This is a genomic window from Burkholderia dolosa (assembly GCF_902499135.1).
GTDB lineage: Bacteria > Pseudomonadota > Gammaproteobacteria > Burkholderiales > Burkholderiaceae > Burkholderia > Burkholderia dolosa.
In genome coordinates, this window is record NZ_CABVPR010000022.1 from 36,535 (window position 1) to 61,371 (window position 24,837).

Consider the following 24,837-nt stretch of genomic DNA (forward strand, 5'->3'; position numbering starts at 1 on the left):
TTTTTCATGTGCGCCGTGCGCGTTTCACGGTGCTGCGAGTGCTGCGAGCGGTTCCCGTTCGTACGCGCGATGCGGTAGCGCGACGAGCGGCTGCGCGTCGGGTCGCGTCGCGTTGCGGAACCGGCGCAGCGCGATGCCGGGCGTGCGCGCGTTCGTCACGACGGTATCGGCCATCGGCTGCAGAGCGCGCGACGTCGCTTTGGGATCGGCTACGCGGTGCCGGGGCGAGCGAGCTGCCGGCGCACGATGTGCGCTTCGACATCGGCGAAACGCTGCGCAACATGCTCGGCCGGATGGATTGCGAAGACGTCGACGGTGTGACGTCGCCGCGCTGGCCCGAGTGGATGGCAGCGACCGGCATCGACGATTTCGACGGCGACCGCTGCGTCGCATCGCCGAATCCGCGCGATGTCGTGCAGGCGGTGACGGATGGCGCGGAGGTCGCTCTCGCGGAGCCTTAGATGCCCGCGTGCGAGTTCGCGGCGGACTCCACGCCTTGTTCGACGTCGGTGCGGCGGTGGCGTGCCGCGTCATGTATCACGTGCTGTATCCGGGGCGCTTGCGACGATTGGCGCATCGTCGCGTTGCGCGACCGGCTCCGGGATCAAGTCGCGCTGGCGCCGGCACCGACGTGAGCGTCGCGGGGCCTGCGCGCGGCGTGTCGGCTGCGTACGGCGCGACACCTTTGAACCGCATTCGCAGCCGTTCGCAGCAGGCAAAAAAACGGGCCCGTTTCCGGGCCCCGAGAACGAAGCGGATCGCGCCGGACATCGCCGCCCGGCGCACGGCGGCTTACTTCACCGCGCCGCCCTCGAACCACGCGGCGAGCTTCGTGCGCTCGTCGTCGGTCATGTGCGTGACGTTGCCGATCGGCATCGTCTTCAGCCGCACGGCCTGTTCGTAGATGCGCTGCGCGTTCTTCGACACTTCGTCGGGCGTGTCGAACATCACGCCGGCGGGCGCGCTGCCCATCAGCGTCGGCTTCGACGAGTGACACTCGACGCAGCGCTGCTGCAGGATCGGCATGATGTCCTTGACCGCGATCTTCGGCGCATTCGCGGCCTGCGCTTCCGATGCGACCGGCTTCGGCATCGTCCACACCAGCGCGCCGGCCATCAGCGCGACGCCGCCGAGCGGCAGATACCACAGCTGCTGCCCGCGGTGACGCATCACGAAGAACTGGCGGATCAGCGCGCCGGCCAGCATGATCAGCACGAGCACGACCCAGTTGTACTGGTTCGCGTACGTCATCGCGTAGTGGTTCGACAGCATCGCGAACACGACGGGCAGCGTGAAGTACGTGTTGTGCACGGAGCGCTGCTTGCCGCGCTTGCCGTAGATCGGATTCGGCTCTTCGCCCTTGAGCATCTTGTCGACCATCTTGCGCTGGCCGGGGATGATCACGAAGAACACGTTGGCCGACATGATCGTCGCGAGCATCGCGCCGACGATCAGATACGCGGCGCGGCCGGCGAAGATGTGGCACGCGAGATACGCGGCGACGACGACATAGATGCCCACGCAGATCCCGAGCACGCGATCGTTGGTGCCGAGCATGCGGCACAGCGAGTCGTAGACGATCCAGCCGGCCATCAGGAAGCCGAGCGCGGACGCGACCGCGACCACCGGCCCCATGTCGAGCACGCTCCTGTCGATCAGATACGTGTTCGGCGCGAGCAGGTACAGCACGAAGAACAGCGCAAAGCCCGACATCCACGTCGTATACGACGGCCACTTCGACCAGTGCAGGTCTTCCGGCATCTCGGGCGGCGCGACCGTGTACTTCTGCATGTTGTAGAAGCCGCCGCCGTGCACGTGCCACAGTTCGCCGAACACGCCGCGCTTGCGCTGGTTCGCGTCGGTCGGCGGCTTCAGGCTGTTGTCGAGCGCGACGAAATAGAACGACTCGCCGATCCACGCGATCGCCGCGATGACGTGCAGCCATCGCAGCGCGAGGTTCAGCCAGTCGGTGATGAAGCCTTCCATGAAACTCCTCCAGACTCGGATCGTTGTGTTGATGCGGGCAGCCGATGCGTGTGTCAGCTGCCGCGATACGTGCTGTACGACCACGGCGATACCAGCAGCGGCACGTGGTAGTGGGCGGCCGGATCGGCAATGCCGAAGCGCAGCACGACGCGATCGACGAAACGGGGTTCGGGCACTTTCACGCCGAGCGATGCGAAGTAGTCGCCGGCATGGAATACCAGCTCGTATTCGCCGGCGGCGAACGCGGCGCCTTCGAGCAGCGGCTCGTCGCAGCGTCCGTCGCTATTGGTCTGCACGGTCTTGAGCGCGCGGCGCGATTCGCCGTCCAGCGCGTAGAGTTCCACCTTGAGCGCGGCGCCGGGACGACCGTGCGCCGTATCGAGTACGTGGGTAGTGAGCTTTCCCATTCGCAATTGTCCTTGTGTGAATGCGAGGTTCGGCGGCGGCTCGATCCAATGACAGTGCGGCGGATCGAGGCTCCACGTCACGTGGCTACATACCCGTCGGCGAAGTTGAAGCGAGCGCCGTGCAGGCATTGTAAAAAGGTTCGCCGCGCAAATACGGGCGCGATATCGAAGATAATGCGCCGCGCATGAACGCGTGTCGATGGCGGCGCGAACGCGCGGCGGCCGGCGCCGCGGGCACCGGCAAAGCCGTGCGGCGCGCCATATCGAAACCGTGAAGGACGGTATGTCGGCCCGCGCATTGTGCGCGGCGCACGCTTGCGCGATCCTCGCGCCGTGCACGTCGGCCGCCGGCCGGCGCGCACCCCGAAGACGGCGGGCACGCCGGGTAACCGGGCCAGTGCGTTCGAACGGACGCAGGCACCGGAGCGTGCCGCGCATCGGCGTTCGAACGGCTTTGTGACCGTTCCCGGGCGAGCCCGGGAGCACACCGACGCGGAGAACGCATGAACCTCGAGCAGCACGGCGGCGCACGCGCGCCGCACGCCTTCCCATCCCGCCCGAAAACCCTGCTGGTCAAGCATGCCGACGTGCTCGTGACCATGGACGACGCGCGCCGCGAGTTGCGCGATGCGGGGCTTTACATCGAAGACAACCGGATCGTCGCGGTGGGCCCGAGCGCCGAATTGCCCGACACGGCCGACGAAGTGCTCGACCTGCGCGGCCACGTCGTGATCCCCGGGCTCGTGAACACGCACCACCACATGTATCAGAGCCTCACGCGCGCGGTGCCGGCCGCGCAGAACGCCGAGCTGTTCGGCTGGCTCACGAGCCTGTACCGGATCTGGGCGCATCTGACGCCGGAGATGATCGAGGTGTCGACGCTCACCGCGATGGCCGAACTGCTGCAGTCGGGCTGCACGACGTCGAGCGATCATCTGTATATCTATCCGAACGGCAGCCGGCTCGACGACAGCATCGCCGCCGCGCAGCGGATCGGCATGCGTTTCCACGCGAGCCGCGGCGCGATGAGTGTCGGGCAGCGTGACGGCGGGCTGCCGCCCGACTCGGTCGTCGAGCGCGAAGCCGACATCCTGCGCGACGCGCAGCGGCTGATCGAGACCTATCACGACGAAGGCCGCTACGCGATGCTGCGCGTCGTCGTCGCGCCGTGCTCGCCGTTTTCGGTGAGCCGCGGGCTGATGCGCGACGCCGCCGAGCTTGCACGCGCATACCGCGTGTCGTTGCATACGCATCTGGCCGAGAACGTCAACGACATCGCGTACAGCCGCGACAGGTTCGGAATGACGCCGGCCGAGTATGCGGAGGATCTCGGCTGGGTCGGCCACGACGTGTGGCATGCGCACTGCGTGCAGCTCGACGACGCCGGTATCGGCCTGTTCGCGCGCACCGGCACCGGTGTCGCGCACTGTCCGTGCTCGAACATGCGGCTCGCGTCCGGGATCGCGCCGGTGAAGAAGATGCGGCTGGCCGGCGTGCCGGTCGGCCTGGGCGTCGACGGCTCCGCGTCGAACGACGGCGCGCAGATGATCGCGGAAGTGCGTCAGGCGCTGCTGCTGCAGCGCGTCGGCTTCGGCCCCGATGCGATGACCGCGCGCGAAGCGCTCGAGATCGCGACGCTCGGCGGCGCGAAGGTGCTGAACCGCGACGACATCGGCGCATTGAAGCCCGGCATGGCCGCCGATTTCGCGGCGTTCGATCTGCGTCAGCCGCTGTTCGCCGGCGCGCTGCACGATCCGGTTGCCGCGCTCGTATTCTGCGCGCCGTCGCAGAGCGCGTACACGGTCGTGAACGGCAAGGTCGTCGTGCGGGAAGGGCGGCTCGCGACGCTCGATTTGCCGCCGGTCATCGAGCGGCACAACGCGCTGGCGAAAGCGCTCGTCGAAGCGTCGCGCTGACGTTGACGCATTGACGCATTGACGCGGCGGCGCGCGCATCGTCGCGCGCTCAGCCGGTCGGCGGCCACCGGCGGCTGCACGCCCGGCGCGCGCTGCGCGACAGCGCGCCGTCCCCGTCGCCGTTACGACTCGATCAGCGTGCGGGTCGCTTCGGCGACGAGACTGCGCAGCCAGCGCACCTCGTCCGAGTAGTGGCAGCGCTCGTGCCACAGCTGGTAATACTGCATCGGCGGGAAGTCGAGCGGCGCCGGCACGACCGACAGCGGCAGGAACTTCGCGTAGTGGTCGGCGAACAGCCGCGTCGTCGTGAAGATCAGGTCCGACTTCACGAGCACGTACGGCGCGAGGTTGAAGTACGGCAGCGTGACGACCACGTGACGCTTGAGCCGCTCGCGGGCGAGATGCACGTCGATCGCGCCGCGCTGGCCGACCGAATACGGTGTCGGCGCGAGATGCGGCGCGTTCAGATACTGATCGAGCGTGAGGCCGCCGCGTTTCGCGAACGGATGCGTGTTGCTCATCAGGCAGACGATCTCGTCGACGAACAGGTTCGACAGATGCAGCTGTTCGGGCGGCTCCGGCCAGTTGCCGACGACGATGTCGAGCTTGCCGTCCTCGAGCGCGAGCTCGTAGTCGAACGCCGGCCCGAGCGAATGGAATTCGAGCGTCGCGTTCGGCGCGGCCTGGCGGAAGCGCTCGACGACCGTCGGCACGAACAGCACGTTCAGGTAGTCGGGGCAGCCGATCCGGTAGCAGCGGATCGACGTGGCCGGGTCGAAACTGTGCTGCTGGAACTTGATGCGCTCGATTTCCCGCAGCGCGTTCTGTACCGGTTCGAGCAGGCGCAGCCCGTACTCGGTCGGCACCATGCCGGACTTGCCGCGCACGAGCAGCGGGTCGCCGGTGATGTCGCGCAGCCGGCGCAGTGCGGCGCTGATCGCCGGTTGCGACTGGTTCAGTTTGACGGCCGCGCGCGTGACGCTGCGCTCCATCAACAAGGTGTGCAAGACGCGCAAGAGGTACGTGTCGATCGCCTCGCGTTGCTGACTCATGATTTCTCCGTTTATATGTCCAGGCTGATCGAGGGGGTGTAGGGGTATATGGTTTTTAATATGAACGAAAATCACCGTCAAGGGATGGATACCCGCACGCGGCGGCCGGCAGCGCGTCTGCGTGCAGTTTGAGCAGTCGGAGAAAGCAGCGCGCACGGCGCCCCGGCGGATGCGCGATGCGCATCCGTTCGTCGTACGCGGAGCGACGCGGCGCGCGCGTCAGTCGTCGAGCCGCATGCCGACCTTCAGCGTGACCTGCCAGTGGATGACCTGATCGCCTTCGATGTGGCCGCGCGTGTCGGTCACTTCGAACCAGTGCAGGTTGTGCAGCGTCTTGCCCGCTTTCGAGATCGCGTTGCGGATCGCGTCGTCGCACGATTGCCGCGACGAACCGGTCAGTTCGATCAGCTTGTAGACGTGGTCGCTCATGATGCGCTCCCTGGGATGTCGGCGTGTCGTGCCGGCGCAAGCCGCGCGCCCGAGGCGGCGCCGCGCGTGTCCGGCTTCTTGAGTGATAGGTATGATGGGCGGCGAGTGCAACCCCAATCGGAGACGAGGACACATCGTGGAAGTCGGATTTTGCGGACCGGGATTGATGGGCGCGCCGATGATTCGGCATTTGCTGGCGGCCGGGCATCGCGTGAGCGTATGGAACCGCACGCGCGAGAAGGCCGATGCGCTCGTGCAGTACGGCGCGCGCGTGGTCGCTACGCCGCGCGAACTGGCCGAGCAGGTCGATACGGTATTCGTCTGCGTGCTCGATGCGCGTGCGGTCGGCGACGTCGCATTCGGCGAGCACGGGCTGTTCAGCGGCGACACGCGCGCGCGCCGGCTGCGCCGCATCGTCGATCATTCGAGCATCGCGCCTGCCGCGACGCGCGACTATGCGGCGCGCGCGGCCGAGCTCGGCGCTGCGTGGATCGACGCGCCGGTGTCGGGCGGCGTGCCGGGCGCACAGGCCGGCACGCTCGCGGTGATGGCTGGCGGTCCGGCAGACGCGCTCGACGCCGTGCGGCCGCTGATCGATACGTATGCGTCGCGCATCACGCACATGGGCGACGCGGGCGCCGGCCAGACCGCGAAGCTGTGCAATCAGGCGATCGTGACCGCGACGGTGACCGCGATCGCGGAGGCCGTCGGCCTCGCGCAAGCGAGCGGCATCGATGCGGCGCGGCTCGCGGACGCGCTCGCGGGCGGCTGGGCCGATTCAGTCCTGCTGCAGACGTTCGTTCCGCGGATGACGTCCGGCGGTCATGCGCCTATCGGCACGCTGCGTACGTTTCAGAAGGATGTCGATGCGATCGCCGATGCGGCACGCGACACGGGCGCGGTGATGCCGGTGTCGGCGACCGTGCAGCAGGTGCTGCGGCTTGGCGCGGCGCAAGGGCTCGCGGACGCCGACTTTGCCGCGTTCATCGACATCGTGCGGCCGGGCAACGGCCGCGAGCAGTCGAACTGATGGAAAAGCGCCGCGCGTAAATGACCGATGGGCCGCGCGAAGGCGGCCCATCGTATCGATATCGGTTCAACCGAGCGAGCGCGGTGTCGTGTCGCCGGCGTTCTGTCGGCCGAGGCCGCCGCGAACGCTCGCCTTCGTACCCGCACCAAATTCGGGCAGGATGCGCGCGCGGGCGCGGCTCGCGAACACGAGGAAGCCGAAGCCGTTCGCCTCGTACCAGTAGCCGCCGTTCTCGAGCCCGTCGAGCGGCTGTTCGAGCGCGTTCGCGATCGATTCGATGCAGCGCTTGCGCAACTCGGCAATGGCCGGATAGGGCGGCTGCGCGCCGCGTACGCTGCACAACAGCACGTCGAGGCCGGGCAGCACGTGCGCGTAGAGGACCGGTTCGTCCTGCGCGCGCGCGCGGGCAATCTTGGTGTCGAGCTGCACGAACGGCTTGGCGTGGCGCAATACCGCGAGGAACGACTCCTGGCCATCCTGCTGCGCGCGTCGACGTTTTTTCGGGAAGGACATAAACACTCGCCTCAAAAACAATTGCAAGAAATGCGGCACTTTCATGCGACCCACTCCCGGCTATGTACGCCGCATGTCGATCCTTTATAGCACACGAAAATGCTGCATTCGTGCGGCACGACGATCAATGTCTCCCGTCGACCCGCTTGCCACGATCGACACAGCCAGCGTCTCGGCGCCTGTACTGTCGTTTAGTCTCCATCATAGACCTGCTTTTCATGCGCGTGCATTCGCCCGTCACAAAAAAGTGAGATAGGCCGCCGACGGCGTGCACCAATGAAAAGGCCCGCACGAAGCGGGCCCGACGGACGAAGCGTGCGCGGATATCAGCGCTGCTTGAGCGAATCGCGGATCTCGCGCAGCAGCACGATGTCTTCCGGCGTGGCTGCCGGCGGCGCGGCTTCCGGCTTGCGCAGCCTGTTGATGAATTTCACCATCAGGAAAATGATGAACGCGAGGATCACGAAATTGATCGCGACGGTGATGAACGAGCCGTAGCCGAACACCGCGACGCCCGCGGCCTGCAGGTCCTTGAACGAATCGGGATTGCCCTTGAACGTCGGGGGGATGGTGCCGAGCAGAACGAACTTGTTCGAGAAATCCAGACCGCCCGTCAGCACGCCGATCACCGGCATGATCAGATCCTTCACGACCGAGTCGACGATCTTCGAGAATGCGCCACCGATGATCACGCCGACGGCGAGATCCATCACGTTGCCTTTGACGGCGAACTCCTTGAATTCCTTGATTATGCTCATGAGCGGCTTTCTCCTGGTTGGCGCGACGGGAGGCGTGCCGCGACGCGCGGGGAGGCGACGCGTCGAACAGGATCGTGGATCGGTGGCACGCCGATGGCCGCATGATAGCGAACGTGCCCCATTGACGGTAGTCCGTCTTGAAATGATTGACAATCCGCGCGGCTGGCGTGGCTGGCAATCGACGCGAGGAGCGCGGCGGCGTCACGCGAAGGCGCCGTTGGCGCCGTGCCGCGCGCGCTCGGGCTCAGGTGTTGTCGTCGGTCCAGCCGTCGTCGTTGCTGCCGAGATCGACGCCGCCGCCATTGCCGCCGTCGCTCCAGCCCGAATCGTCGCCGCGGCCGAGGTCGAAGCCGGGCTCCGCGTTCTGGCGGCGACGCTCGTCGTCGACGATCACGTCGCGCTCGATCACGCGTTCGCGGCCGCCCGACATCGCTTCGCCGAGCAGCACGCCGGTCAGCAGCCCGCCCATCCCGCTGCCGAAGCCGCCGCCTTGCTGGATCACGACCGGCGGTTGCTGTTGCTGTTGCGGGTACGGCTGCGGCGGATACGGCTGCTGGGGGTACGGCTGTTGCTGATAGGCGGAGCCTTGCGCGCCCGTCACGCGATCGGCTTCCTGCGCATAGACGGAGCCGCTGCCGCTTGTCGGCGCGGCAGGCTGCGCGGCCGGATCGGGGCGGCCTTCGACGCGCGCCTTCGCGCTCGCATGGCGCTGCTCGAGCTCGTCGATGCGGTACGGCGGCACCGGGTTCTTGCCGTTCGACAGCGCTTCGACGAGCGCGCGCGCATCCGTCTCGATCGCATCGAGTTCGCCGCTGAGCGCGGCTGCGCCGGGCGCGGTCGACAGTCTCGCGTCGAGCTTCAACGGACGGATGTCGTTCAGCACGTCGGTCGCGCGCTTCAGCTGCGCGCGGCGTTCGTCGTCGGCGCGCGTGTCGTCGGCCGAGCGCGCGCGCCGCAGCGTCCAGCGCAGCACGAGCGCGATCACCGCGACGAGCAAGCCGAGGCCGATCCACATGCCGGTCGAAGGGCCGTGCTTTTCGGCCGGCGCGACCGAAGGCGCGAGCGACGACTGCAGCGAGCCCGTTTGTGCGGCAGGGCCCGCGTTGCCGCTCACGCGTGCGGCATCCGCGCGAATGCGCGATTCCGTCTGCGCGAAGCGCGCCGCGTCGGTGAAGCGCAGCTGCGGATCGAGCGACTTCGCGCGCTGCAGCTGCGCGAGCGCGTCCGCGGCGCGGCCTTCGCGGTCGAGCACCTGCGCATACAGATAGCGCGCGTGCGCGTTGTTCGGATGGGCGTCGATGACTTCGGACAGCTGCGCATCGGCGCGCTGCCAGTCGCGCTGCGCGATCGACTGCTCGACCTGCTGCAGCGACGGGACCGCAAACGCGGCGGACGACAGCAGCATCAGCGACAAGCCCACTGCGGCGAGAGTTTTCTTCATGGTCGAACCGGGCGCGTGCGCCCGTCTCCTGACGATCGGTACGCGCCGCGCACGCCGGGCGCGCGGCGCGAAACCGTTACTGCGCGGGCGTATCGAGCTGTTTCTTCAGCGCGGCGAGACGGTCTTCGACCGACGGCCCCTTGTTCAGCGCGGCGAGCTTGTCGTCGAGCGCCTTGCCGCTCGACGTGTCGGCCGAATTCAGCCGTGCGTCGGAACTCGCGTTCTGCAGCGCGACCTTGTCTTCGAGCTTCTGGAAGTCTTCCGACAGGTTCTTCCCGCCGATGCCGCCGAGCGCGCTCGCCGCGACGTCCTTCGCCTGCGCGATTTCCTGCTTCGCCTGCAGGATGTTCGAGCGCGCGTTCAGGTCGTTGCGGCGCTGACGCATGTCGGCGATCTGCCCCTTGAGCTTGTCGACCGACGGCTCGAGCGTCGCCAGTTCGGCCGCGAGCGCGTCGCGCTCGGCTTCCGCATTGGCCTGCGCGGCGAGCGCCTCGCGCGCGAGCGCTTCGTCGCCGGCGTGCAGCGCGCGCTTCGCGCCGTCCTCGTACTTCTGCACCTTGTCGGCGGCCGCATCGCGCTTGCTGCGCTGGGTCGCGACCTGCGCTTCGATCTCGATCAGCGAATTTTCGGCACGGCCGATGCTGTCGTCGAGCTCCCGCACGATCTGCCGTGCGTCGCGCGACGGATCCTGTACCGAGTCGGCCGCATCGTTGAGCAGGCCCTTGATCGTGCGCGAAATAGAGTCGAAAAGCGACATGAAATCCTCCGTGGTTGAAAGGCGCCGCGCGTTCGCGGCCGTGCCCGTCGCGCTGCTGTCGGCCCGCGCGGGCTCGCGGATATTACACCGCCGCGTACTTAAATACGGCTTAAACGCGCGGCTTCAAGCGGCCCGCGTGCGTGCCGCGACAACCTTTCGCGGCTGAAAGAAACGCGGCGGCGCGCGGCCGGCTGCGTGTCCATGATAGTTCGCCGACGCGGCTGCTGCGTCGAACGGATCGCGCCGGCGCGGGAATTTTTACAAAAAATCGCGAAGCCGCCCGGTCGATTTCATTAAAATGCGCTGTCACGTCGCGGGAACGGATCGCCGCGCGGCGGGGTCTGTCGACGTGACGGTAGCCACGATGCACCCGCTCTGATTCATCCGCTTGCATTTCCGCATGCGTCCGAGGGCGCCGAGCGCGCCCGCCATTCCGACATGCCAATTATCAAACGACCGCCTTCTTCTTCCGACCGGCACGAACCTCACTACACGTTGCGCCGTTCGCCGTCCGGAGCCTATTACATCGATGACGACGATCGCGGCGACGACCGCCGCGGCGCACGCGATGCGGACCGCGGCCGCCGATCGTTCGGCTCTCGCGTCGCGCTGTGGTTCGTCGGCCTGTTCGCGACGCTCGCGATCGTCGGCGCGCTGATCGTCGGCTACGCGCTCGTCGTGATGGCGCCGCAGCTGCCGTCGCTCGATGCACTGACGAACTATCAGCCGAAGGTGCCGCTGCGCGTCTTCACGGCCGACCACGTGCTGATCGGCGAATTCGGCGAGGAGCGCCGCAGCCTCGTGCGCTTCCAGGACATCCCCGACGTGATGAAGAAGGCCGTGCTCGCGATCGAGGACTACCGCTTCTACGAGCACGGCGGCGTCGACTTCGTCGGCATCCTGCGCGCGGGCGTGGCCGACCTGATGCACGGCGGCGCGCGGCAGGGCGCGAGCACGATCACGATGCAGGTCGCGCGCAACTTCTTCCTGTCGAGCGAGAAGACGTACACGCGCAAGATCTACGAGATGCTGCTCGCGTACAAGATCGAGAAGGCGCTGACGAAGGACCAGATTCTCGAGCTGTACATGAACCAGATCTATCTGGGACAGCGCGCGTACGGCTTCGCGGCCGCCGCGCGCGTGTACTTCGGCAAGGACCTGAAGGACATCACGCTTGCCGAAGCCGCGATGCTCGCCGGGCTGCCGAAGGCGCCGTCCGCGTACAACCCGGTCGTCAATCCGAAGCGCGCGAAGGTGCGGCAGGAATACATCCTGAAGCGCATGCTCGAGATCGGCTACATCACGCAGCCGCAGTACGACCAGGCGGTGAAGGAAGAGATCCACGTGCGCACGCCGGGCAACCAGTACGCGGTGCACGGCGAATACGTCGCCGAGATGGTGCGGCAGATGATGTATCAGCAGTACAAGGACGAAACCTATACGCGCGGGCTGACCGTCACGACGACGATCAACTCGGCCGACCAGGAAGCCGCGTATCAGGCGGTGCGTCGCGGCATTCTCGATTACGAACGCCGCCACGGCTATCGCGGGCCGGAAGGCTCGATCAATCTGCCGGCCGCCGGCGACGAGCGCGACGAGGCGATCGACGACGCGCTGGCCGATCATCCGGACAACGGCGACCTGCAGTCGGCGGTCGTGCTGTCGGCCGCGCCGAACGCGGTCGACGTGCAGTTCGTCGGCGGCGCGACGACGACGATCGGGCCTGCGGGGCTGCGCTTCGTGTCGGCCGCGCTCGGCCCGCGCGCGAACGCGACGCTGCGCATCAAGCCGGGCTCGATCGTGCGCGTGCTGAAGGACGGCAAGACCGGCTGGCAGATCGTGCAGCTGCCGCAGGTCGAAGGCGCGCTCGTCGCGATCGCGCCGCAGGACGGCGCGATCCGCTCGCTGGTCGGCGGCTTCGACTTCAACAAGAGCAAGTTCAATCACGTGACGCAGGCGTGGCGGCAGCCGGGCTCGTCGTTCAAGCCGTTCATCTACTCGGCATCGCTCGACAAGGGGCTCGGGCCGGCGACGATCATCAACGACGCGCCGCTGTACTTCCCGCCGAGCGTGCCGGGCGGCACCGCATGGGAGCCGAAGGACGACGATCAGCCGGACGGCCCGATGACGATGCGCACCGGCCTGCAGCGCTCGAAGAACCTCGTGTCGATCCGGATCCTCGCGACGATCGGCACGCAGTACGCGCAGCAGTACGTGACGCAGCGTTTCGGCTTCGATCCGGCGAAGACGCCGCCGTATCTGCCGATGGCGCTCGGCGCGGGGCTCGTCACGCCGCTGCAGCTCGCGACGGGCTACGCGGTGTTCGCGAACGGCGGCTACAAGGTCGATCCGTATCTGATCGCTGAAGTCGACGACGCGCACGGCCAGCCGCTGCAGAAGTCGCAGCCGGTAATCGCGGGCAGCACCGCGCCGCGCACGATCGAAGGCCGCAACGCGTACGTGATGAACAGCCTGCTGCATACGGTCGCGACGGCCGGCACGGGCGCCGGCACGAACGTGCTCGGCCGCAACGACCTGCAGGGCAAGACCGGTACGACGAACGATGCGAAGGACGGCTGGTTCGCCGGCTATCAGCAGTCGCTGGTCGCGGTCGCATGGATGGGCTTCGATCAGCCGAAGAGCCTCGGCAGCCGCGAATTCGGCGCGCAGCTCGCATTGCCGATCTGGGTCAACTACATGCGCACCGCGCTGAACGGCGTGCCCGAGCAGGAGATGCCGATGCCGGACGGCCTGACGACGATCGACGGCGAGCTGTACTACTCGGATCGCACGCCGGGCAACGGCTTCGTCGCGAGCGTCGACATCAATCCGGCCGCGAACGCGATCAGCGCGAACGATGCGCTCGGCTCGGCCGGCGCGGCGGGGCTCACACCGCCGCCGGTCACGCCGCAGGAGAAGCAGCAGATCATGGACATGTTCGAGAGCAAGTAGGCGATACGCGTCGTTCGCTCCGGCATGCGGCGGGCGCCTTCGGGCGCCCGTTTTTTATGTCGTTCGTTTTCGTCTTCTTCCGCGCACGGGCGAGCGCCGGTCAAAGCGTCGGAACGTCAGAACGACGCGCACGCGGGCACGAGCGTGACGCCGACCGATTCCTGCCTGAAGCGCTCCGCGTACGTGCGCCGGATCGCATCGAGCCGCACGCGCGTGTCGCGTGTATCGTCGGCGACGATGCGCACGACGAAGCTCGCTTCGCGCGTGATGGCGCCGGTCGCGCGATCGCGCCATTGGCCTTGCGTGTCCCAGTACGTGAAGCCGTCGGGAAAGCGCGGCGTGACGACGTCCGCGAGGAACGCTGCGCGTTCCGCGTCGGTGACGGGCCCGCGGCCCGCGACGTCGCGTCCGAACAGCAGATCCGCCTGCAGTGCCGCGCGCTCGCCGGGTGGCGCACATGCGACGTGCATGCCGGCGGGCGACGGCGGCACCGCGCAGCCGGCGAACGACGCGATCGCGGCGGCGCCGATCGCGAGCGATATGCGGGAACGCCACGTCGCCGCGCGCCGCTGCCGCGGCTCGCGCCGCATCTGCCCATTCCGCGGCGATCGAGCGTCACGCGCGCAAAACGCTGCGCGCTCAGTGACTTGCGGGCTTGTTCGGCGGGTTATCAACAGGGCTGTCAACATAATCTGGGGATAACCCGCGACGCGGTCAGTGCTGCAGCTTCGCGTGCGCGAGATGCATGCCGAGCGTGGCCGGGTCGGTGTTGGTGCCCGACAGCAGCACGCCGACCCGCTTGCCCTGCAGCGTTTCGCGCAGCGGCCCGAGCAGCGCGGCGAGGGCGGCTGCGCACGCCGGCTCGACCGACAGCTTCAGATGCGAGAACAGGAACAGCATCGCCGCGCGCAGCGCGTCGTCGGACACCGTGACGATCCGGTCGATATGGCGGCGGCACAGCTGATAGCTGTATTCCTCGGTGTGCGGCGCCATCAGCGAATCGGCGATCGACTGCATCGCGCTCATCTTGATCGTGTGATTGGCCGCGAAGCTGCGGCACATCGCGTCCGCGCCTTCCGGCTCGACGCCGTACACGTGCACGTTCGGATTCGCGAGCCGCAACGCGGTCGACATTCCGGCCGCGAGCCCGCCGCCGCCGATCGGCACGATCACGGCATCGAGATCGGGCGTTTGCGTCGCCCATTCGTAGCCGAGCGTCGCGGTGCCGAGAATCGTGTGATAGCCGTTGAACGGATGGATAAAGAAGCGGCCTTCCTCGGCCTCGATCCGCCGCACGAGATCGAACGCCTGCGACGCGCTGCCGGCGAGCACGACTTCCGCGCGGTAGCGCTTGCACTGCGCGATGCGCGTCGGGCTCGCGGTATGAAACATCACGACCTTCGCGCTGCTGCCGAGCCGCATCGCCGCGTACGCGACGGCCGCCGCGTGATTGCCGGCCGACACGCACGTGACGCCGGCGTTCTTGCGCGCCTGGTCGAGCGCGAGCAGATGCGTGAACGCACCGCGCGCCTTGAAGCTGCCGCTCGCCTGCAGCAGCTCGAACTTGAAGTTCACGTGCGTGCCTTCGAGCGACGGCAGGTCGGCACGCTCGAACACGGGCGTGCGGGCGACCCACGGAGACAATGCGAAATGCTGCGCGGCGATTTCGTCGAGCGTCGGAATCGGCTCGCCGTCGATCGTCGTATGGGCGGCGCCCTGTTGTTCAGTCGACATGACGTGGCGTGTGGCGGGAGTGAACCGGCCCGCACGCGCGAGCCGGCGGGGCGGGCAGCGGTCAGTGCGCGTCGACCGACATGCTGCGGATGAACTTGCGCAGGAACTGCTCGCAGCCGGCGAGCTGCGCGAGCTCGACGTACTCGTTCGGCTTGTGCGCCTGCTCGATGTTGCCGGGCCCGCAGACGACGCTCGGAATGCCCGCGCGCTGGAACAGGCCGGCTTCGGTTCCGTATGCGACCTTGCGCTTGTCCTGATCGGCGGTCAGTGCGCGCACGAGCTGCGTGATCGCCGCCTGCTCGGTCGCGTCGAGGCCGGGCGCCGCGGCGATCTTCGAGAATTCGATCGCCGCGTTCGGGTGCTCGCGCAGCATCTGCGGCAGCAGCGTTTCCTGCGCATACGCTTCGATGCGCGCGAAGATCTGGTCCGGATCGAGCGTCGGCAGGTTGCGGAACTCGAAATCGAACCGGCATTCGGCCGGCACCGTGTTGATCGCGTTGCCGCCCTGGATCGTGCTCGTCTGCGCGGTCGTGAACGGCACGTCGTACAGCTCGTCGAACGGGCCGTCCGCGCGGAAGCGCTCGGCGATGTCGCGGATATGGCAGATGAGGCGCGCCGCGTACTCGATCGCGTTCAGCCCCTTCGGCGTCAGCGACGAGTGGGCCGCGTGGCCGCGCACACAGCAGCGATACGCGTTGATGCCCTTGTGCGCGATGATCGGCCGCATGCTGGTCGGCTCGCCGACGATGCAGCCGGACGGCTTCACGCCGCGCTTGACGAGATCGGCGATCATCAGCGGCGCGCCCGCGCAGCCGATTTCCTCGTCGTAGGACAGCGCGAAATGGATCGGCTTCGCGAGCTTCGTCGCCTGCATCTCGGGCAGCAGCGCGAGCGCCGCGCCGATGAAGCCCTTCATGTCGCACGTGCCGCGGCCGTACAGCCGATCGTCGCGGACTTCCGGCGCGAACGGATCGCTGTCCCATTGCTGGCCGTCGACCGGCACGACGTCGGTGTGTCCCGACAGTACGATGCCGCCGTCCGTCGAACCGTCGTGCGCAGGCACCGTCGCGAACAGGTTCGCCCAGCCTTCGCGCGGGTCGTGCGTGAGCGTCGACGTGATGCCTTTCGCGGCGAGCGCGTCGCGCACCGTCTCGATCAGCCCGAGGTTCGGCACGCGGCTCGTGGTATCCATCGACACCAGTTGCTTGACCCACGGCAGGCTGACGGGCGAAGCGTCGCGTTGATCGGCGGCGGACTGCGCCGTCGCGTCGAGAGTGGACATGGCAAAACTCCGTCGGATGAATGCGAAAATCATACTCAAAAACGGGTCGGGCCGCCTTCGCGGCCCGCCGTGCGGTGCAGCATCGCGCGCCGTCAGCGCGCCGCGCTCGCGGCCGGCTGCTTCGACCCGAGCGCGCGCAGCGTTTCCTTGATCGTCGACACGCGGATCGCGAGGTCCGGCGAACGCGTTTCGATGCGCAGCTTGTCCTGGCCCGCGAGCTTGATGTGCCGGTGCTTCTGCACCATCTCGATGATCCGCATCGGATCGATCGGCGGATTCGGCTCGAACTGCAGCCCGATCGCGGCCTCGCTCGCGTCGATCTTCACGATCCCGAGCGGTTTCGCGGCAAGGCGCAGCCGGTGCGTCTCGACGAGCGCGTGCGCCTGCGGCGGCAGCTTGCCGAAGCGGTCGATCAGCTCTTCCTGGATGCCGTCGATCGCGTCGCCGTGTTCGCAGTTCGCGAGGCGCTTGTATAGCGACAGCCGCTCCTGCACGTCCGCGCAGTAGTCGGCCGGCAGGATCGCGGGCGTATGCAGATTGATTTCCGTCGTGGCGGCGAGCGGAGCGGTGAGATCGGGCTCCTTGCCGTTCTTCAGCGCCTTCACCGCATCGTTGAGCATGTCGGTGTAAAGCTGGAAGCCGATCTCGTGGATCTCGCCCGATTGCTTGTCGCCGAGCACTTCGCCGGTGCCGCGGATCTCGAGGTCGTGCATCGCGAGGTAGAAGCCCGAGCCGAGCTCCTCCATCTGCTGGATCGCCTCGAGCCGGCGCTGCGCCTGCTTGGTCAGCGACTGCGGATCGTGGACGAGCAGATACGCGTACGCCTGGTGATGCGAGCGGCCGACGCGCCCGCGCAGCTGGTGCAGCTGCGCGAGGCCGAACTTGTCCGCGCGGTGCATGATGATCGTGTTCGCGCTCGGCACGTCGATGCCGGTTTCGATGATCGTCGTGCACAGCAGCACGTTCGCGCGCTGCGCGACGAAATCGCGCATCACGCGTTCCAGCTCGCGCTCGTGCATCTGGCCGTGCGCGATCACGATCCGCGCCTCGGGCACCAGTTCCTCGAGCATCGCCTTGCGGTTCTCGATCGTCTCGACCTCGTTGTGCAGGAAGTACACCTGGCCGCCGCGCTTCAGCTCGCGCAGCATCGCCTCGCGGATCACGCTTTCCTCTTCGCGGCGCACGAACGTCTTGATCGCGAGCCGCTTCTGCGGCGCGGTCGCGATCACCGAGAAATCGCGCAGCCCTTCGAGCGCCATCCCGAGCGTGCGCGGAATCGGCGTCGCGGTCAGCGTCAGCACGTCGACTTCCGCGCGCAGCGCCTTCAGCGCTTCCTTCTGGCGCACGCCGAAGCGGTGTTCCTCGTCGATGATCACGAGCCCGAGGCGCTTGAACTGCACGTCCGACGACAGCAGCTTGTGCGTGCCGATCACGATGTCGACGCTGCCTTCGTTGATCTGCGCGATCGCCGCGTTCACTTCCTTCGCGGTCTTGAAGCGCGACAGCTCGACGATGCGCACCGGCCAGTCCGCGAAGCGGTCGACGAAGGTCTGCGTGTGCTGTTCGGCGAGCAGCGTGGTCGGCGACAGCAGCGCGACCTGCTTGCCGCCCATTACCGCGATGAACGCCGCGCGCAGCGCGACTTCGGTCTTGCCGAAGCCGACGTCGCCGCACACGAGGCGGTCCATCGGCTTGCCGCTCGTCATGTCGCCGATCACGGCGGCGATCGCGGCGGCCTGATCGGGCGTTTCCTCGAAGCCGAAGCTCTCCGCGAACTTCACGTAGTCGCGCGGATCGAGCGCGAACGCATGACCTTCGCGCGCCGCGCGGCGCGCGTACAGGTTCAGCAGCTCGGCGGCCGTATCGCGGATCTGCTGCGCGGCCTTGCGCTTCGCGCGTTCCCACTGGCCGGAGCCGAGCGCGTGCAGCGGCGCGCTGTCGGGATCCGCACCGCTGTAGCGCGAGATCACGTGCAGTTGCGCGACCGGCACGTACAGTTTGCTGTCGCCCGCGTATTCGAGATGCAGGAATTCGGTTTCGCCTTCGCCGAGATCCATCGACACGAGGCCCATGTAGCGGCCGATGCCGTGCTGCGCATGCACGACCGGGTCGCCGACCTTCAGCTCCGACAGGTCGCGCACCATCGCGTCGACGTTGCTCGCCTGCTCCTGCCGGCGGCGTCCCGCGCGGCGGCCGAGTGCGCCGTACAGCTCGGTCTCGGTGACGATCGCGTAGCCTTCGCCCGGCACCGCGAAGCCGCTCGCGAGCGGCGCGACGCCGAGCGCGAAACGTTCGTCGCTCGCGAGCCAGCTCGCGAAGCCGTCGTTCGACGCGGGGCGCAGATGATGCTCGGCGAGCAGTTGCAGGATCGTCTCGCGGCGGCCCGCCGATTCGACGGTCAGCAGCACGCGCTTGCCGGACGATTCGACGAACGTGCGCAGTGCGGCGAGCGGATCGTCCGCGTGGCGGTCGACCGTCAGCTCGGGCAGCGCGGTCGCCCAGCCGCCGGCCGGCTGCGCGGGCAGCACGACGCGCGCGAACGGCTTCGCGAGCGTGAAGAAGTCTTCGTCGGACAGGAACAGCCGCTGCGGCTCGAGGATCGGCCGTTCGCGATCGTGCGCGAGGAATGCATAGCGCTGTTTCGTGTCGGCGGTGAAGCGGCGGATCGCCGCGTCGAGATCGCCGGCGAACACCAGATGCGCGTTCTGCGGCAGATAGTGGAACAGCGTCGCCGTCTCGTCGAAGAATAGCGGCAGGTAATACTCGATGCCCGCCGACGGCACGCCGTTGCCGATGTCCTTGTAGATCGTCGCGCGGCTCGGGTCGCCCTCGAACGTCTCGCGCCAGCGGCTGCGAAACGCCGTGCGCGCCGCTTCGTCGAACGGGAATTCGCGGCCCGGCAGCAGCCGCACGTCGCGCACCGGATACAGGCTGCGCTGCGTGTCCGGATCGAAGGCGCGGATCGAGTCGACCTGATCGTCGAACAGGTCGATCCGGTACGGCAGCGGCGAGCCCATCGGATACAGGTCGATCAGCGAGCCGCGCACGCAGTATTCGCCGGGCCGCACGACCTGGCTCACGTGCTCGTAGCCGGCCAGCGTGAGCTGCGCCTTCAGCTTCGCGTCGTCGAGCCGCTCGCCTTGCGCGAACGCGAACGTGTACGCGGCCATGAACGATGCGGGCGGCATCCGGTACAGCGCGGTCGTGGCTGGCACCAGCAGGATGTCGCAGCGGCCCTCGCCGAGATCGTGCAGCGTCGCGAGCCGCTCCGATACGAGATCCTGGTGCGGCGAGAACGTGTCGTACGGCAGCGTTTCCCAGTCCGGCAGCAGGCGCACGCGCGCGTCCGGCGAAAAGTAGCCGATTTCCTGCGACAGCCGCTGCGCGTCGACCGCGTTCGCGCAGATCACCGCAAGGAGCGGCACGTCCGCGCGGTTGTCGGCGAGATAGCGGGCGATGGCGAGCGCGTCGGCGGAGCCGTGCGCGCCGTCGAAGGCATAGCGCTGGCCGGGTTTGACGCGCGGAACGGGCGAGGCGGGCGGGTTGGAAGCGTTGTCTGGCATAGGGACGGCTGGGGTGGCGTGCACGGCGCAGCGCGGCGCGCCGGTCGGGACGAAAGACCTATTATAAAATCCGCTTCTCGATTTCATCTTTCCGGCGCTTTCTTTCGTGACTCCCCGACTCTTCGCCCTGATTCCCTGCGCCGGCACGGGCAGCCGCTCCGGCTCGGCCGTGCCGAAGCAATACCGCACGCTGGCCGGCCGCGCGCTCCTGCATTACACGCTCGCCGCGTTCGACGCGTGCAGCGAATTCGCGCAGACCCTCGTCGTGCTCGCGCCGGACGACACGCATTTCGATGCGCGCCGCTTCGCGGGCCTGCGCTTCGCGGTGCGCCGCTGCGGCGGCGCGTCGCGGCAGGCGTCGGTGCTGAACGGGCTGCTCGAGCTCGCCGAATTCGGCGCGGCCGATCACGACTGGGTGCTCGTGCACGACGCCGCACGGCCCGGCATCACGCCCGAGCTTATTCGCGCGCTCGTCGCGACGCTGAAGGACGACGCGGTCGGCGGCATCGTCGCGCTGCCGGTCGCGGACACGCTCAAGCGCGTGCCGGCCGGCGGCGACGCGATCGCGCGCACCGAGCCGCGCGACGCGCTGTGGCAGGCGCAGACGCCGCAGATGTTCCGCATCGGCATGCTGCGCGACGCGATCCTGCGCGCGCAGCGCGAAGGGCACGACCTGACCGACGAAGCGAGCGCGATCGAATGGGCGGGCCATACGCCGCGCGTCGTGCAGGGCAGCCTGCGCAACTTCAAGGTCACGTATCCCGAAGATTTCGCGCTCGCGGAGGCGATTCTCGCGCGCACCGCGCACGCTTCCTGACTTTCCCCATCTCAATCGGAACACGCATGGACTTCAGAATCGGACAAGGCTACGACGTGCATCAGCTCGTCCCGGGGCGCCCGCTCATCATCGGCGGCGTGACGATTCCGTACGAGCGCGGCCTGCTCGGTCACTCGGATGCCGACGTGCTGCTGCACGCGATCACCGACGCGCTGTTCGGCGCGGCGGCGCTCGGCGATATCGGCCGTCATTTCTCCGACACCGACGCCGCGTTCAAGGGTGCGGACAGCCGCGTGCTGCTGCGCGAATGCGTCGCACGCGTGAAGGCGGCCGGCTTCGCGATCCAGAACGTCGACAGTACCGTGATCGCACAGGCGCCGAAGCTCGCGCCGCATATCGAAGGGATGCGTGCGAACATCGCGGCCGATGTCGGGCTGCCGCTCGATCGTGTGAACGTGAAGGCGAAGACCAACGAGAAGCTCGGCTATCTCGGGCGCGGCGAAGGGATCGAGGCGCAGGCGGCGGCGCTGCTGGTGAAGCAAAGCGCATGACGAAGCCAAGCGCGTAACGCGGCCGCGCCGCGGTGTGCCGCGTAAACGACAAAATGCCACGCGCTTGCGTGGCATTTGTCATTTCGGCGGCCGGCGCGGCGTCGGCCGCGCGCCGTCCGTCTTACTCGCCTTCGGCGGCGATCACCTGCGCGGCGGCGTTGATCACCGACGCGATGCGGCCGACGTCGCGCAGCTGCGTGACGGTCATCCCTTGCTCGTTCTTCAGCAGCGCATAGTGCGACTTCACGCAGAAGTGGCACTTGCCGACGATCGACGCGGCGAGCGCGTACATCTCGAAGCGGCGCTTGTCGACGCCGCCGTGCGACGCGTACGCACCCATTCGCAGCTCGGCGCGCTGGGTCTTCAGGTCCGCGTCGTCGGCCATCTCGACGTACGGATACCACGTGTTGTTCATCCCCATCAGCGCGGCCGCGGTCAGCGCGGCGTTCGTCTCTTCGGGCGACAGCACGCCGGCCTCGCGGATCGTCTTCACGAGCACCGTGCTCTTCGCGGCGACAGCGGCCGCGAGCGCGACGCCCACTGCATCGTTGCCTTCGAGCGACGAGCGCGAGATCGTGCCGTCGAGGTTCAGACGGATGTCCTTCGCGTAGTCGGGAATACGTGCCTTAATCGAGTCGATGAATTCCATTGATATCTCCTATGAATTGGCCGTTAAAAAAGCCCGCAGGCAGGATGCGTGCCGCGGGCTTTCGTGCATCGATGCGCTTACAGCGTTGCGCCGCCGATTGCGCGGTTGCACGGGCACAGTTCGTCCGTTTGCAGGCCGTCCAGAATGCGCAGGATTTCTTCCGGGCTGCGGCCGACGTTCAGGTTGTTCACCGAAACGTGCTGGATCGTGTTGTCCGGATCGACGATGAACGTCGCGCGCAGTGCGACGCCGGCTTCCTTGTCGCGCACGCCGAGCTGGTCGATCAGTTCGCCCTTGACGTCGCCGAACGAGTAGTGGTTCAGCTTGTCGAGATCCTTGTGCTCACGGCGCCATGCGAGCTTCACGAATTCGTTGTCCGAGCTGCCGCCGAGCAGCACGGCGTCGCGCTCTTCGAACTGCTTCGCGAGCTTCGCGAATTCGACGATTTCCGTCGGGCACACGAACGTGAAGTCCTTCGGATAGAAGTAGATGATCTTCCACTTGCCCGGGAACGACGTTTCGGTGACGGTCTCGAACGCCGACTGGCCGTTTTCCTCGTGATTGTTGAAGCCCGGCTTCGCGGCTACGACGGTGAAAGCTTCGAGTTTATCGCCCACGGTTTTCATGCGGATACTCCTGTATGAGTTGGGAAGAAGACAGAGTCAAGCTACCTCGGTGCTGCAACGATGGTGTGACAGCATGGGGACGACTATAACACTATTAGTGTAACGATTCAATAGATTTTGACTAACGATCCCCATAGATTTTCTCAACCGCGGCGATAGTGTGACGCGCAAGAACCGTGCGTGCGCGTGTCACGACGTCGCACGCGTCCTGCCGGCGGCGGGGAACTCGAGCGTGACTTCGAGCCCGCCTTCCGGGCTGCGATTGCGCAGGCGCAGCGCGCCGCGATAGCGGCCGACGAGCCGCAGCACGATCGCCATCCCGAGGCCGGTGCCGTCGGCCTTCGAGCGCGCGGCGTCGACGCGGTAGAACGGCCGCATCACGAGCGGTAGCTGGTCCTCCGGAATGCCGGGGCCTTCGTCGCTCACCGACAGTTCGACGCGCGCGTGCGATACGCGCGTCTCCAGCGTGATGCGCGAGATGCCGTCGTGCCTGCTTTGCCCATATTTGCGCGCGTTCTCGACGAGATTGCCGATCACGCGGCGCATGTCGGTTTCGTCGGCCTCGATGATCGCGGTCGGCGCGAGCCGCGTGCGGATGTCGACGCCGTCCTCGCTCGATACGCGCGCGGCGACTTCCTGCGCGATCGTCGACAGATCGACCGGTTCCGGCTTGCGCTGCGTCGGCCGCGCATAGTCGATGAACGCGGCGATGATGCGGTCCATCTGCTCGATGTCGTCGACCATCGCGTCTTTCGTCGCCTGGTCCGACGGGCTCATCTCGGTCTCGAGACGCAGCCGCGCGAGCGGCGTGCGCAGATCGTGCGAAATGCCGGCGAGCATCAGCGCGCGATCGGCCTCGAGCTGCTCGAGGTCGCGCACCATCTGGTTGAAGCTGCGGTTGGTTTCGGCGGCGACGCCCATCCCGCGTTCGGGCAGCGGCTCCGGCGCCTGGCCCGAGCCGACCTGACGCGCGGCGAGCGCGAGCCGCGAGAACGGCCGGTTCACGAGGCTCGTGATGAACGCGGAGCCGAACAGCGACAGCGCGAGCGCGAACAGTCCCCAGCCGGCCCATTGCAGGCCGGTGACCGTATCGAGCTGATCGCGGTCGAGCGCGACCCAGTAGTCGTCGTCGTCGATCTTGAAGCTGATCCACACGCCCGGAATGTCGTTGACCGACTGCGCGATCACGGTGTCGTCGCCGAGCCGGCTGCGAATGTCGTGTTCGATCAGCCGGTTCAGCGATTCGTCGGGCTGCAGCTTGAACTTGTCGGTTTTCTCGCGCGGGTACACGCGCACGCCCTCGTTGCTCTCGAGATCCTGCAGCAGCGCGCGCCGCAGATCGGGATCGGAGTAGAGCAGCGCGGTGCGCGTGAGCTTCACGATCGCGACGAGCTGAAGTGCGACGCGCTGCGCGCGCGGCTCGCGCTCGATCACGCGAAAGCTTTGAAACCACGCGGTGAGACTCACCGAGATCAGCAGCGCGATCAGCAGGAAGGTGCGCCAGAACAGACCGCCGAACGCGAGCTGCAGGAGGCGCCGGTCGATACGCATGGGACGGGCCGTGGACAGGCGAAACCGGAGAGGAAAAAGATCAGGCGGCGCCGTCCGGAATGAACACGTAGCCGAGACCCCAGACGGTCTGGATGAAACGCGGGCTGCCCGGATCCGGCTCGATCAGCTTGCGCAGGCGCGAGATCTGCACGTCGAGGCTGCGGTCGAACACTTCGTATTCGCGGCCGCGTGCGAGCTCCATCAGCTTCTCGCGCGACAGCGGCTGGCGCGGGTGACGCGCGAACACCTTCAGCACCGAGAATTCGCCGGTCGTCAACGGAATCTCCTGACCGGATTTCGTCAGCGTGCGCGTCGCGAGATTCAGCGAGAACTCGCCGAATTCGAACACCTCGGTGGTTTCCGACGGCGCGCCCGGCAGTTCGGCCGGCGCCTGGCGGCGCAGCACCGCGTGGATGCGCGCGACGAGTTCGCGCGGATTGAACGGCTTCGGCAGATAGTCGTCCGCGCCCATCTCGAGGCCGACGATGCGGTCGACGTCCTCACCCTTCGCGGTGAGCATGATGATCGGCGTGCGGTCGTTGCTGCCGCGCAGCCGGCGGCAGATCGACAGGCCGTCTTCGCCGGGCAGCATCAGATCGAGGACGAGCAGATCGAAACGCTCGCGCACCCAGAGCTTGTTCATCGCGGTCGCGTTTTCCGCGACATAGACGTTGAAGCCCTGTTCGCCGAGGTAGCGGCGCAGCAGATCGCGCAGGCGCGGGTCGTCGTCGACGACGAGAATCTTGGAGGGGTTTTTCGTTTCCATGAGCGGCATCTTATCGCGAATGAGAAATGACGCACGGTCGCACATTTTCGCGCGTTACAGTCGGTTACAAAATTTACCCGTAGTGTCGCGCGGAGT

General features: G+C 67.3%; 24 protein-coding genes. 7 read left to right on the forward strand and 17 right to left on the reverse strand.

All coding sequences use genetic code 11. The features are described 5' to 3' along the window. Positions 1 to 24 precede the first annotated feature (24 nt). On the reverse strand, positions 25 to 174 hold the full coding sequence (locus tag BUB20358_RS12275; RefSeq protein ID WP_158380474.1) for a hypothetical protein: 150 nt from the start codon (positions 172 to 174) through the stop codon (positions 25 to 27). A 74-nt stretch (positions 175 to 248) separates the two neighbouring features. Here BUB20358_RS12275 and BUB20358_RS12280 point away from each other — a divergent pair, with 74 nt between their 5' ends. After that, positions 249 to 461: a hypothetical protein gene (locus BUB20358_RS12280; RefSeq protein ID WP_052688667.1), complete on the forward strand. Its 213-nt coding sequence runs from the start codon at positions 249 to 251 to the stop codon at positions 459 to 461. Between the two features lie 331 nt (positions 462 to 792). Here BUB20358_RS12280 and BUB20358_RS12285 read toward each other — a convergent pair whose 3' ends face one another. Continuing rightward, positions 793 to 1,986 carry a urate hydroxylase PuuD gene (locus tag BUB20358_RS12285; protein WP_006764088.1) on the reverse strand — a complete coding sequence of 398 codons (1,194 nt, stop codon included), beginning with the start codon at positions 1,984 to 1,986 and terminating at the stop codon, positions 793 to 795. Positions 1,987 to 2,039: 53 nt separating this feature from the next. After that, entirely contained in the window at positions 2,040 to 2,393 is a 354-nt protein-coding gene (gene uraH, locus BUB20358_RS12290; RefSeq protein WP_035972195.1) for a hydroxyisourate hydrolase, read from the reverse strand. Positions 2,394 to 2,896: 503 nt separating this feature from the next. Between uraH and BUB20358_RS12295 the strand changes: the two genes are divergently transcribed. Then, positions 2,897 to 4,309: an 8-oxoguanine deaminase gene (locus BUB20358_RS12295; RefSeq protein ID WP_006764090.1), complete on the forward strand. Its 1,413-nt coding sequence runs from the start codon at positions 2,897 to 2,899 to the stop codon at positions 4,307 to 4,309. Between the two features lie 122 nt (positions 4,310 to 4,431). Here BUB20358_RS12295 and BUB20358_RS12300 read toward each other — a convergent pair whose 3' ends face one another. Continuing rightward, a complete protein-coding gene (locus BUB20358_RS12300) occupies positions 4,432 to 5,361 on the reverse strand; it encodes a LysR substrate-binding domain-containing protein (protein ID WP_006764091.1) in 930 nt (309 codons plus the stop codon). A gap of 219 nt (positions 5,362 to 5,580) precedes the next feature. Then, entirely contained in the window at positions 5,581 to 5,790 is a 210-nt protein-coding gene (locus BUB20358_RS12305) for a dodecin (protein ID WP_006402709.1), read from the reverse strand. A gap of 91 nt (positions 5,791 to 5,881) precedes the next feature. Between BUB20358_RS12305 and BUB20358_RS12310 the strand changes: the two genes are divergently transcribed. Further along, entirely contained in the window at positions 5,882 to 6,820 is a 939-nt protein-coding gene (locus BUB20358_RS12310; protein ID WP_174484789.1) for an NAD(P)-dependent oxidoreductase, read from the forward strand. Between the two features lie 66 nt (positions 6,821 to 6,886). On the opposite strand, the gene BUB20358_RS12315 is transcribed toward BUB20358_RS12310, so the two are convergent. The 4 genes from BUB20358_RS12315 to BUB20358_RS12330 form a co-directional block, all read right to left on the reverse strand. After that, a complete protein-coding gene (locus tag BUB20358_RS12315) occupies positions 6,887 to 7,333 on the reverse strand; it encodes a hypothetical protein (protein WP_174484790.1) in 447 nt (148 codons plus the stop codon). Between the two features lie 326 nt (positions 7,334 to 7,659). Continuing rightward, on the reverse strand, positions 7,660 to 8,091 hold the full coding sequence (gene mscL, locus BUB20358_RS12320) for a large conductance mechanosensitive channel protein MscL (RefSeq protein ID WP_006764093.1): 432 nt from the start codon (positions 8,089 to 8,091) through the stop codon (positions 7,660 to 7,662). Between the two features lie 244 nt (positions 8,092 to 8,335). Then, complete coding sequence (locus BUB20358_RS12325) at positions 8,336 to 9,532, reverse strand: tetratricopeptide repeat protein (RefSeq protein ID WP_006764094.1); 1,197 nt, start codon at positions 9,530 to 9,532, stop codon at positions 8,336 to 8,338. Positions 9,533 to 9,608: 76 nt separating this feature from the next. Then, positions 9,609 to 10,289, reverse strand: coding sequence for a PspA/IM30 family protein (locus tag BUB20358_RS12330; protein ID WP_006764095.1), 681 nt, complete (start codon positions 10,287 to 10,289; stop codon positions 9,609 to 9,611). On the opposite strand from BUB20358_RS12330, the gene BUB20358_RS12335 reads away from it, so the two are divergent. Continuing rightward, positions 10,288 to 10,455, forward strand: a complete 168-nt coding sequence (locus tag BUB20358_RS12335) for a hypothetical protein (protein ID WP_158380475.1) — start codon at positions 10,288 to 10,290, stop codon at positions 10,453 to 10,455. The genes BUB20358_RS12330 and BUB20358_RS12335 overlap by 2 nt on opposite strands. Before the next feature lie 272 nt (positions 10,456 to 10,727). Next, positions 10,728 to 13,241, forward strand: coding sequence for a penicillin-binding protein 1A (locus tag BUB20358_RS12340; protein WP_006764096.1), 2,514 nt, complete (start codon positions 10,728 to 10,730; stop codon positions 13,239 to 13,241). 116 nt (positions 13,242 to 13,357) lie between these two features. Here the strand turns inward: BUB20358_RS12340 and BUB20358_RS12345 are convergent, their stop codons facing one another. From BUB20358_RS12345 to mfd, 4 genes are all read right to left on the reverse strand, one after another. Beyond that, positions 13,358 to 13,831 (reverse strand): DUF3574 domain-containing protein, encoded by a 474-nt coding sequence (locus BUB20358_RS12345; protein WP_045552428.1) that lies wholly within the window; start codon positions 13,829 to 13,831, stop codon positions 13,358 to 13,360. Positions 13,832 to 13,955: 124 nt separating this feature from the next. Continuing rightward, entirely contained in the window at positions 13,956 to 14,975 is a 1,020-nt protein-coding gene (locus BUB20358_RS12350; RefSeq protein WP_006764098.1) for a threonine/serine dehydratase family protein, read from the reverse strand. 61 nt (positions 14,976 to 15,036) lie between these two features. After that, positions 15,037 to 16,257: an acetylornithine deacetylase gene (argE, locus tag BUB20358_RS12355; protein ID WP_006764099.1), complete on the reverse strand. Its 1,221-nt coding sequence runs from the start codon at positions 16,255 to 16,257 to the stop codon at positions 15,037 to 15,039. Positions 16,258 to 16,349: 92 nt separating this feature from the next. After that, positions 16,350 to 19,907: a transcription-repair coupling factor gene (gene mfd, locus BUB20358_RS12360; RefSeq protein ID WP_094190549.1), complete on the reverse strand. Its 3,558-nt coding sequence runs from the start codon at positions 19,905 to 19,907 to the stop codon at positions 16,350 to 16,352. Between the two features lie 19 nt (positions 19,908 to 19,926). Between mfd and ispD the strand changes: the two genes are divergently transcribed. Both ispD and ispF read left to right on the forward strand, forming a co-directional pair. Then, on the forward strand, positions 19,927 to 20,637 hold the full coding sequence (gene ispD, locus BUB20358_RS12365; RefSeq protein WP_035972199.1) for a 2-C-methyl-D-erythritol 4-phosphate cytidylyltransferase: 711 nt from the start codon (positions 19,927 to 19,929) through the stop codon (positions 20,635 to 20,637). A gap of 26 nt (positions 20,638 to 20,663) precedes the next feature. Then, complete coding sequence (gene ispF / locus BUB20358_RS12370) at positions 20,664 to 21,149, forward strand: 2-C-methyl-D-erythritol 2,4-cyclodiphosphate synthase (RefSeq protein WP_006764101.1); 486 nt, start codon at positions 20,664 to 20,666, stop codon at positions 21,147 to 21,149. A gap of 121 nt (positions 21,150 to 21,270) precedes the next feature. Here ispF and BUB20358_RS12375 read toward each other — a convergent pair whose 3' ends face one another. The 4 genes from BUB20358_RS12375 to ompR form a co-directional block, all read right to left on the reverse strand. Beyond that, positions 21,271 to 21,798, reverse strand: coding sequence for a carboxymuconolactone decarboxylase family protein (locus tag BUB20358_RS12375; RefSeq protein ID WP_006764102.1), 528 nt, complete (start codon positions 21,796 to 21,798; stop codon positions 21,271 to 21,273). 77 nt (positions 21,799 to 21,875) lie between these two features. After that, positions 21,876 to 22,424, reverse strand: a complete 549-nt coding sequence (locus tag BUB20358_RS12380) for a peroxiredoxin (protein ID WP_006764103.1) — start codon at positions 22,422 to 22,424, stop codon at positions 21,876 to 21,878. A gap of 189 nt (positions 22,425 to 22,613) precedes the next feature. Next, a complete protein-coding gene (locus tag BUB20358_RS12385; protein ID WP_006764104.1) occupies positions 22,614 to 23,975 on the reverse strand; it encodes an ATP-binding protein in 1,362 nt (453 codons plus the stop codon). A 40-nt stretch (positions 23,976 to 24,015) separates the two neighbouring features. After that, positions 24,016 to 24,750 (reverse strand): osmolarity response regulator transcription factor OmpR, encoded by a 735-nt coding sequence (gene ompR, locus BUB20358_RS12390; RefSeq protein WP_004192636.1) that lies wholly within the window; start codon positions 24,748 to 24,750, stop codon positions 24,016 to 24,018. Positions 24,751 to 24,837 lie beyond the last annotated feature (87 nt).

Coding starts and splice junctions, on each gene's coding strand:
- BUB20358_RS12340 (WP_006764096.1), top strand. CDS start 10,728: ATGCCAATTATCAAACGACCGCCTTCTTCTTCCGACCGGCACGAACCT.
- BUB20358_RS12285 (WP_006764088.1), bottom strand. CDS start 1,986: ATGGAAGGCTTCATCACCGACTGGCTGAACCTCGCGCTGCGATGGCTG.
- BUB20358_RS12330 (WP_006764095.1), bottom strand. CDS start 10,289: ATGTCGCTTTTCGACTCTATTTCGCGCACGATCAAGGGCCTGCTCAAC.
- BUB20358_RS12305 (WP_006402709.1), bottom strand. CDS start 5,790: ATGAGCGACCACGTCTACAAGCTGATCGAACTGACCGGTTCGTCGCGG.
- argE (WP_006764099.1), bottom strand. CDS start 16,257: ATGTCCACTCTCGACGCGACGGCGCAGTCCGCCGCCGATCAACGCGAC.
- BUB20358_RS12310 (WP_174484789.1), top strand. CDS start 5,882: ATGATGGGCGGCGAGTGCAACCCCAATCGGAGACGAGGACACATCGTG.
- mfd (WP_094190549.1), bottom strand. CDS start 19,907: ATGAAATCGAGAAGCGGATTTTATAATAGGTCTTTCGTCCCGACCGGC.
- BUB20358_RS12295 (WP_006764090.1), top strand. CDS start 2,897: ATGAACCTCGAGCAGCACGGCGGCGCACGCGCGCCGCACGCCTTCCCA.
- mscL (WP_006764093.1), bottom strand. CDS start 8,091: ATGAGCATAATCAAGGAATTCAAGGAGTTCGCCGTCAAAGGCAACGTG.
- BUB20358_RS12300 (WP_006764091.1), bottom strand. CDS start 5,361: ATGAGTCAGCAACGCGAGGCGATCGACACGTACCTCTTGCGCGTCTTG.
- BUB20358_RS12315 (WP_174484790.1), bottom strand. CDS start 7,333: ATGTCCTTCCCGAAAAAACGTCGACGCGCGCAGCAGGATGGCCAGGAG.
- BUB20358_RS12275 (WP_158380474.1), bottom strand. CDS start 174: ATGGCCGATACCGTCGTGACGAACGCGCGCACGCCCGGCATCGCGCTG.
- BUB20358_RS12335 (WP_158380475.1), top strand. CDS start 10,288: ATGAAATCCTCCGTGGTTGAAAGGCGCCGCGCGTTCGCGGCCGTGCCC.
- uraH (WP_035972195.1), bottom strand. CDS start 2,393: ATGGGAAAGCTCACTACCCACGTACTCGATACGGCGCACGGTCGTCCC.
- BUB20358_RS12380 (WP_006764103.1), bottom strand. CDS start 22,424: ATGAAAACCGTGGGCGATAAACTCGAAGCTTTCACCGTCGTAGCCGCG.
- BUB20358_RS12385 (WP_006764104.1), bottom strand. CDS start 23,975: ATGCGTATCGACCGGCGCCTCCTGCAGCTCGCGTTCGGCGGTCTGTTC.
- ispF (WP_006764101.1), top strand. CDS start 20,664: ATGGACTTCAGAATCGGACAAGGCTACGACGTGCATCAGCTCGTCCCG.
- BUB20358_RS12325 (WP_006764094.1), bottom strand. CDS start 9,532: ATGAAGAAAACTCTCGCCGCAGTGGGCTTGTCGCTGATGCTGCTGTCG.
- BUB20358_RS12375 (WP_006764102.1), bottom strand. CDS start 21,798: ATGGAATTCATCGACTCGATTAAGGCACGTATTCCCGACTACGCGAAG.
- BUB20358_RS12350 (WP_006764098.1), bottom strand. CDS start 14,975: ATGTCGACTGAACAACAGGGCGCCGCCCATACGACGATCGACGGCGAG.
- ompR (WP_004192636.1), bottom strand. CDS start 24,750: ATGCCGCTCATGGAAACGAAAAACCCCTCCAAGATTCTCGTCGTCGAC.
- BUB20358_RS12345 (WP_045552428.1), bottom strand. CDS start 13,831: ATGCGGCGCGAGCCGCGGCAGCGGCGCGCGGCGACGTGGCGTTCCCGC.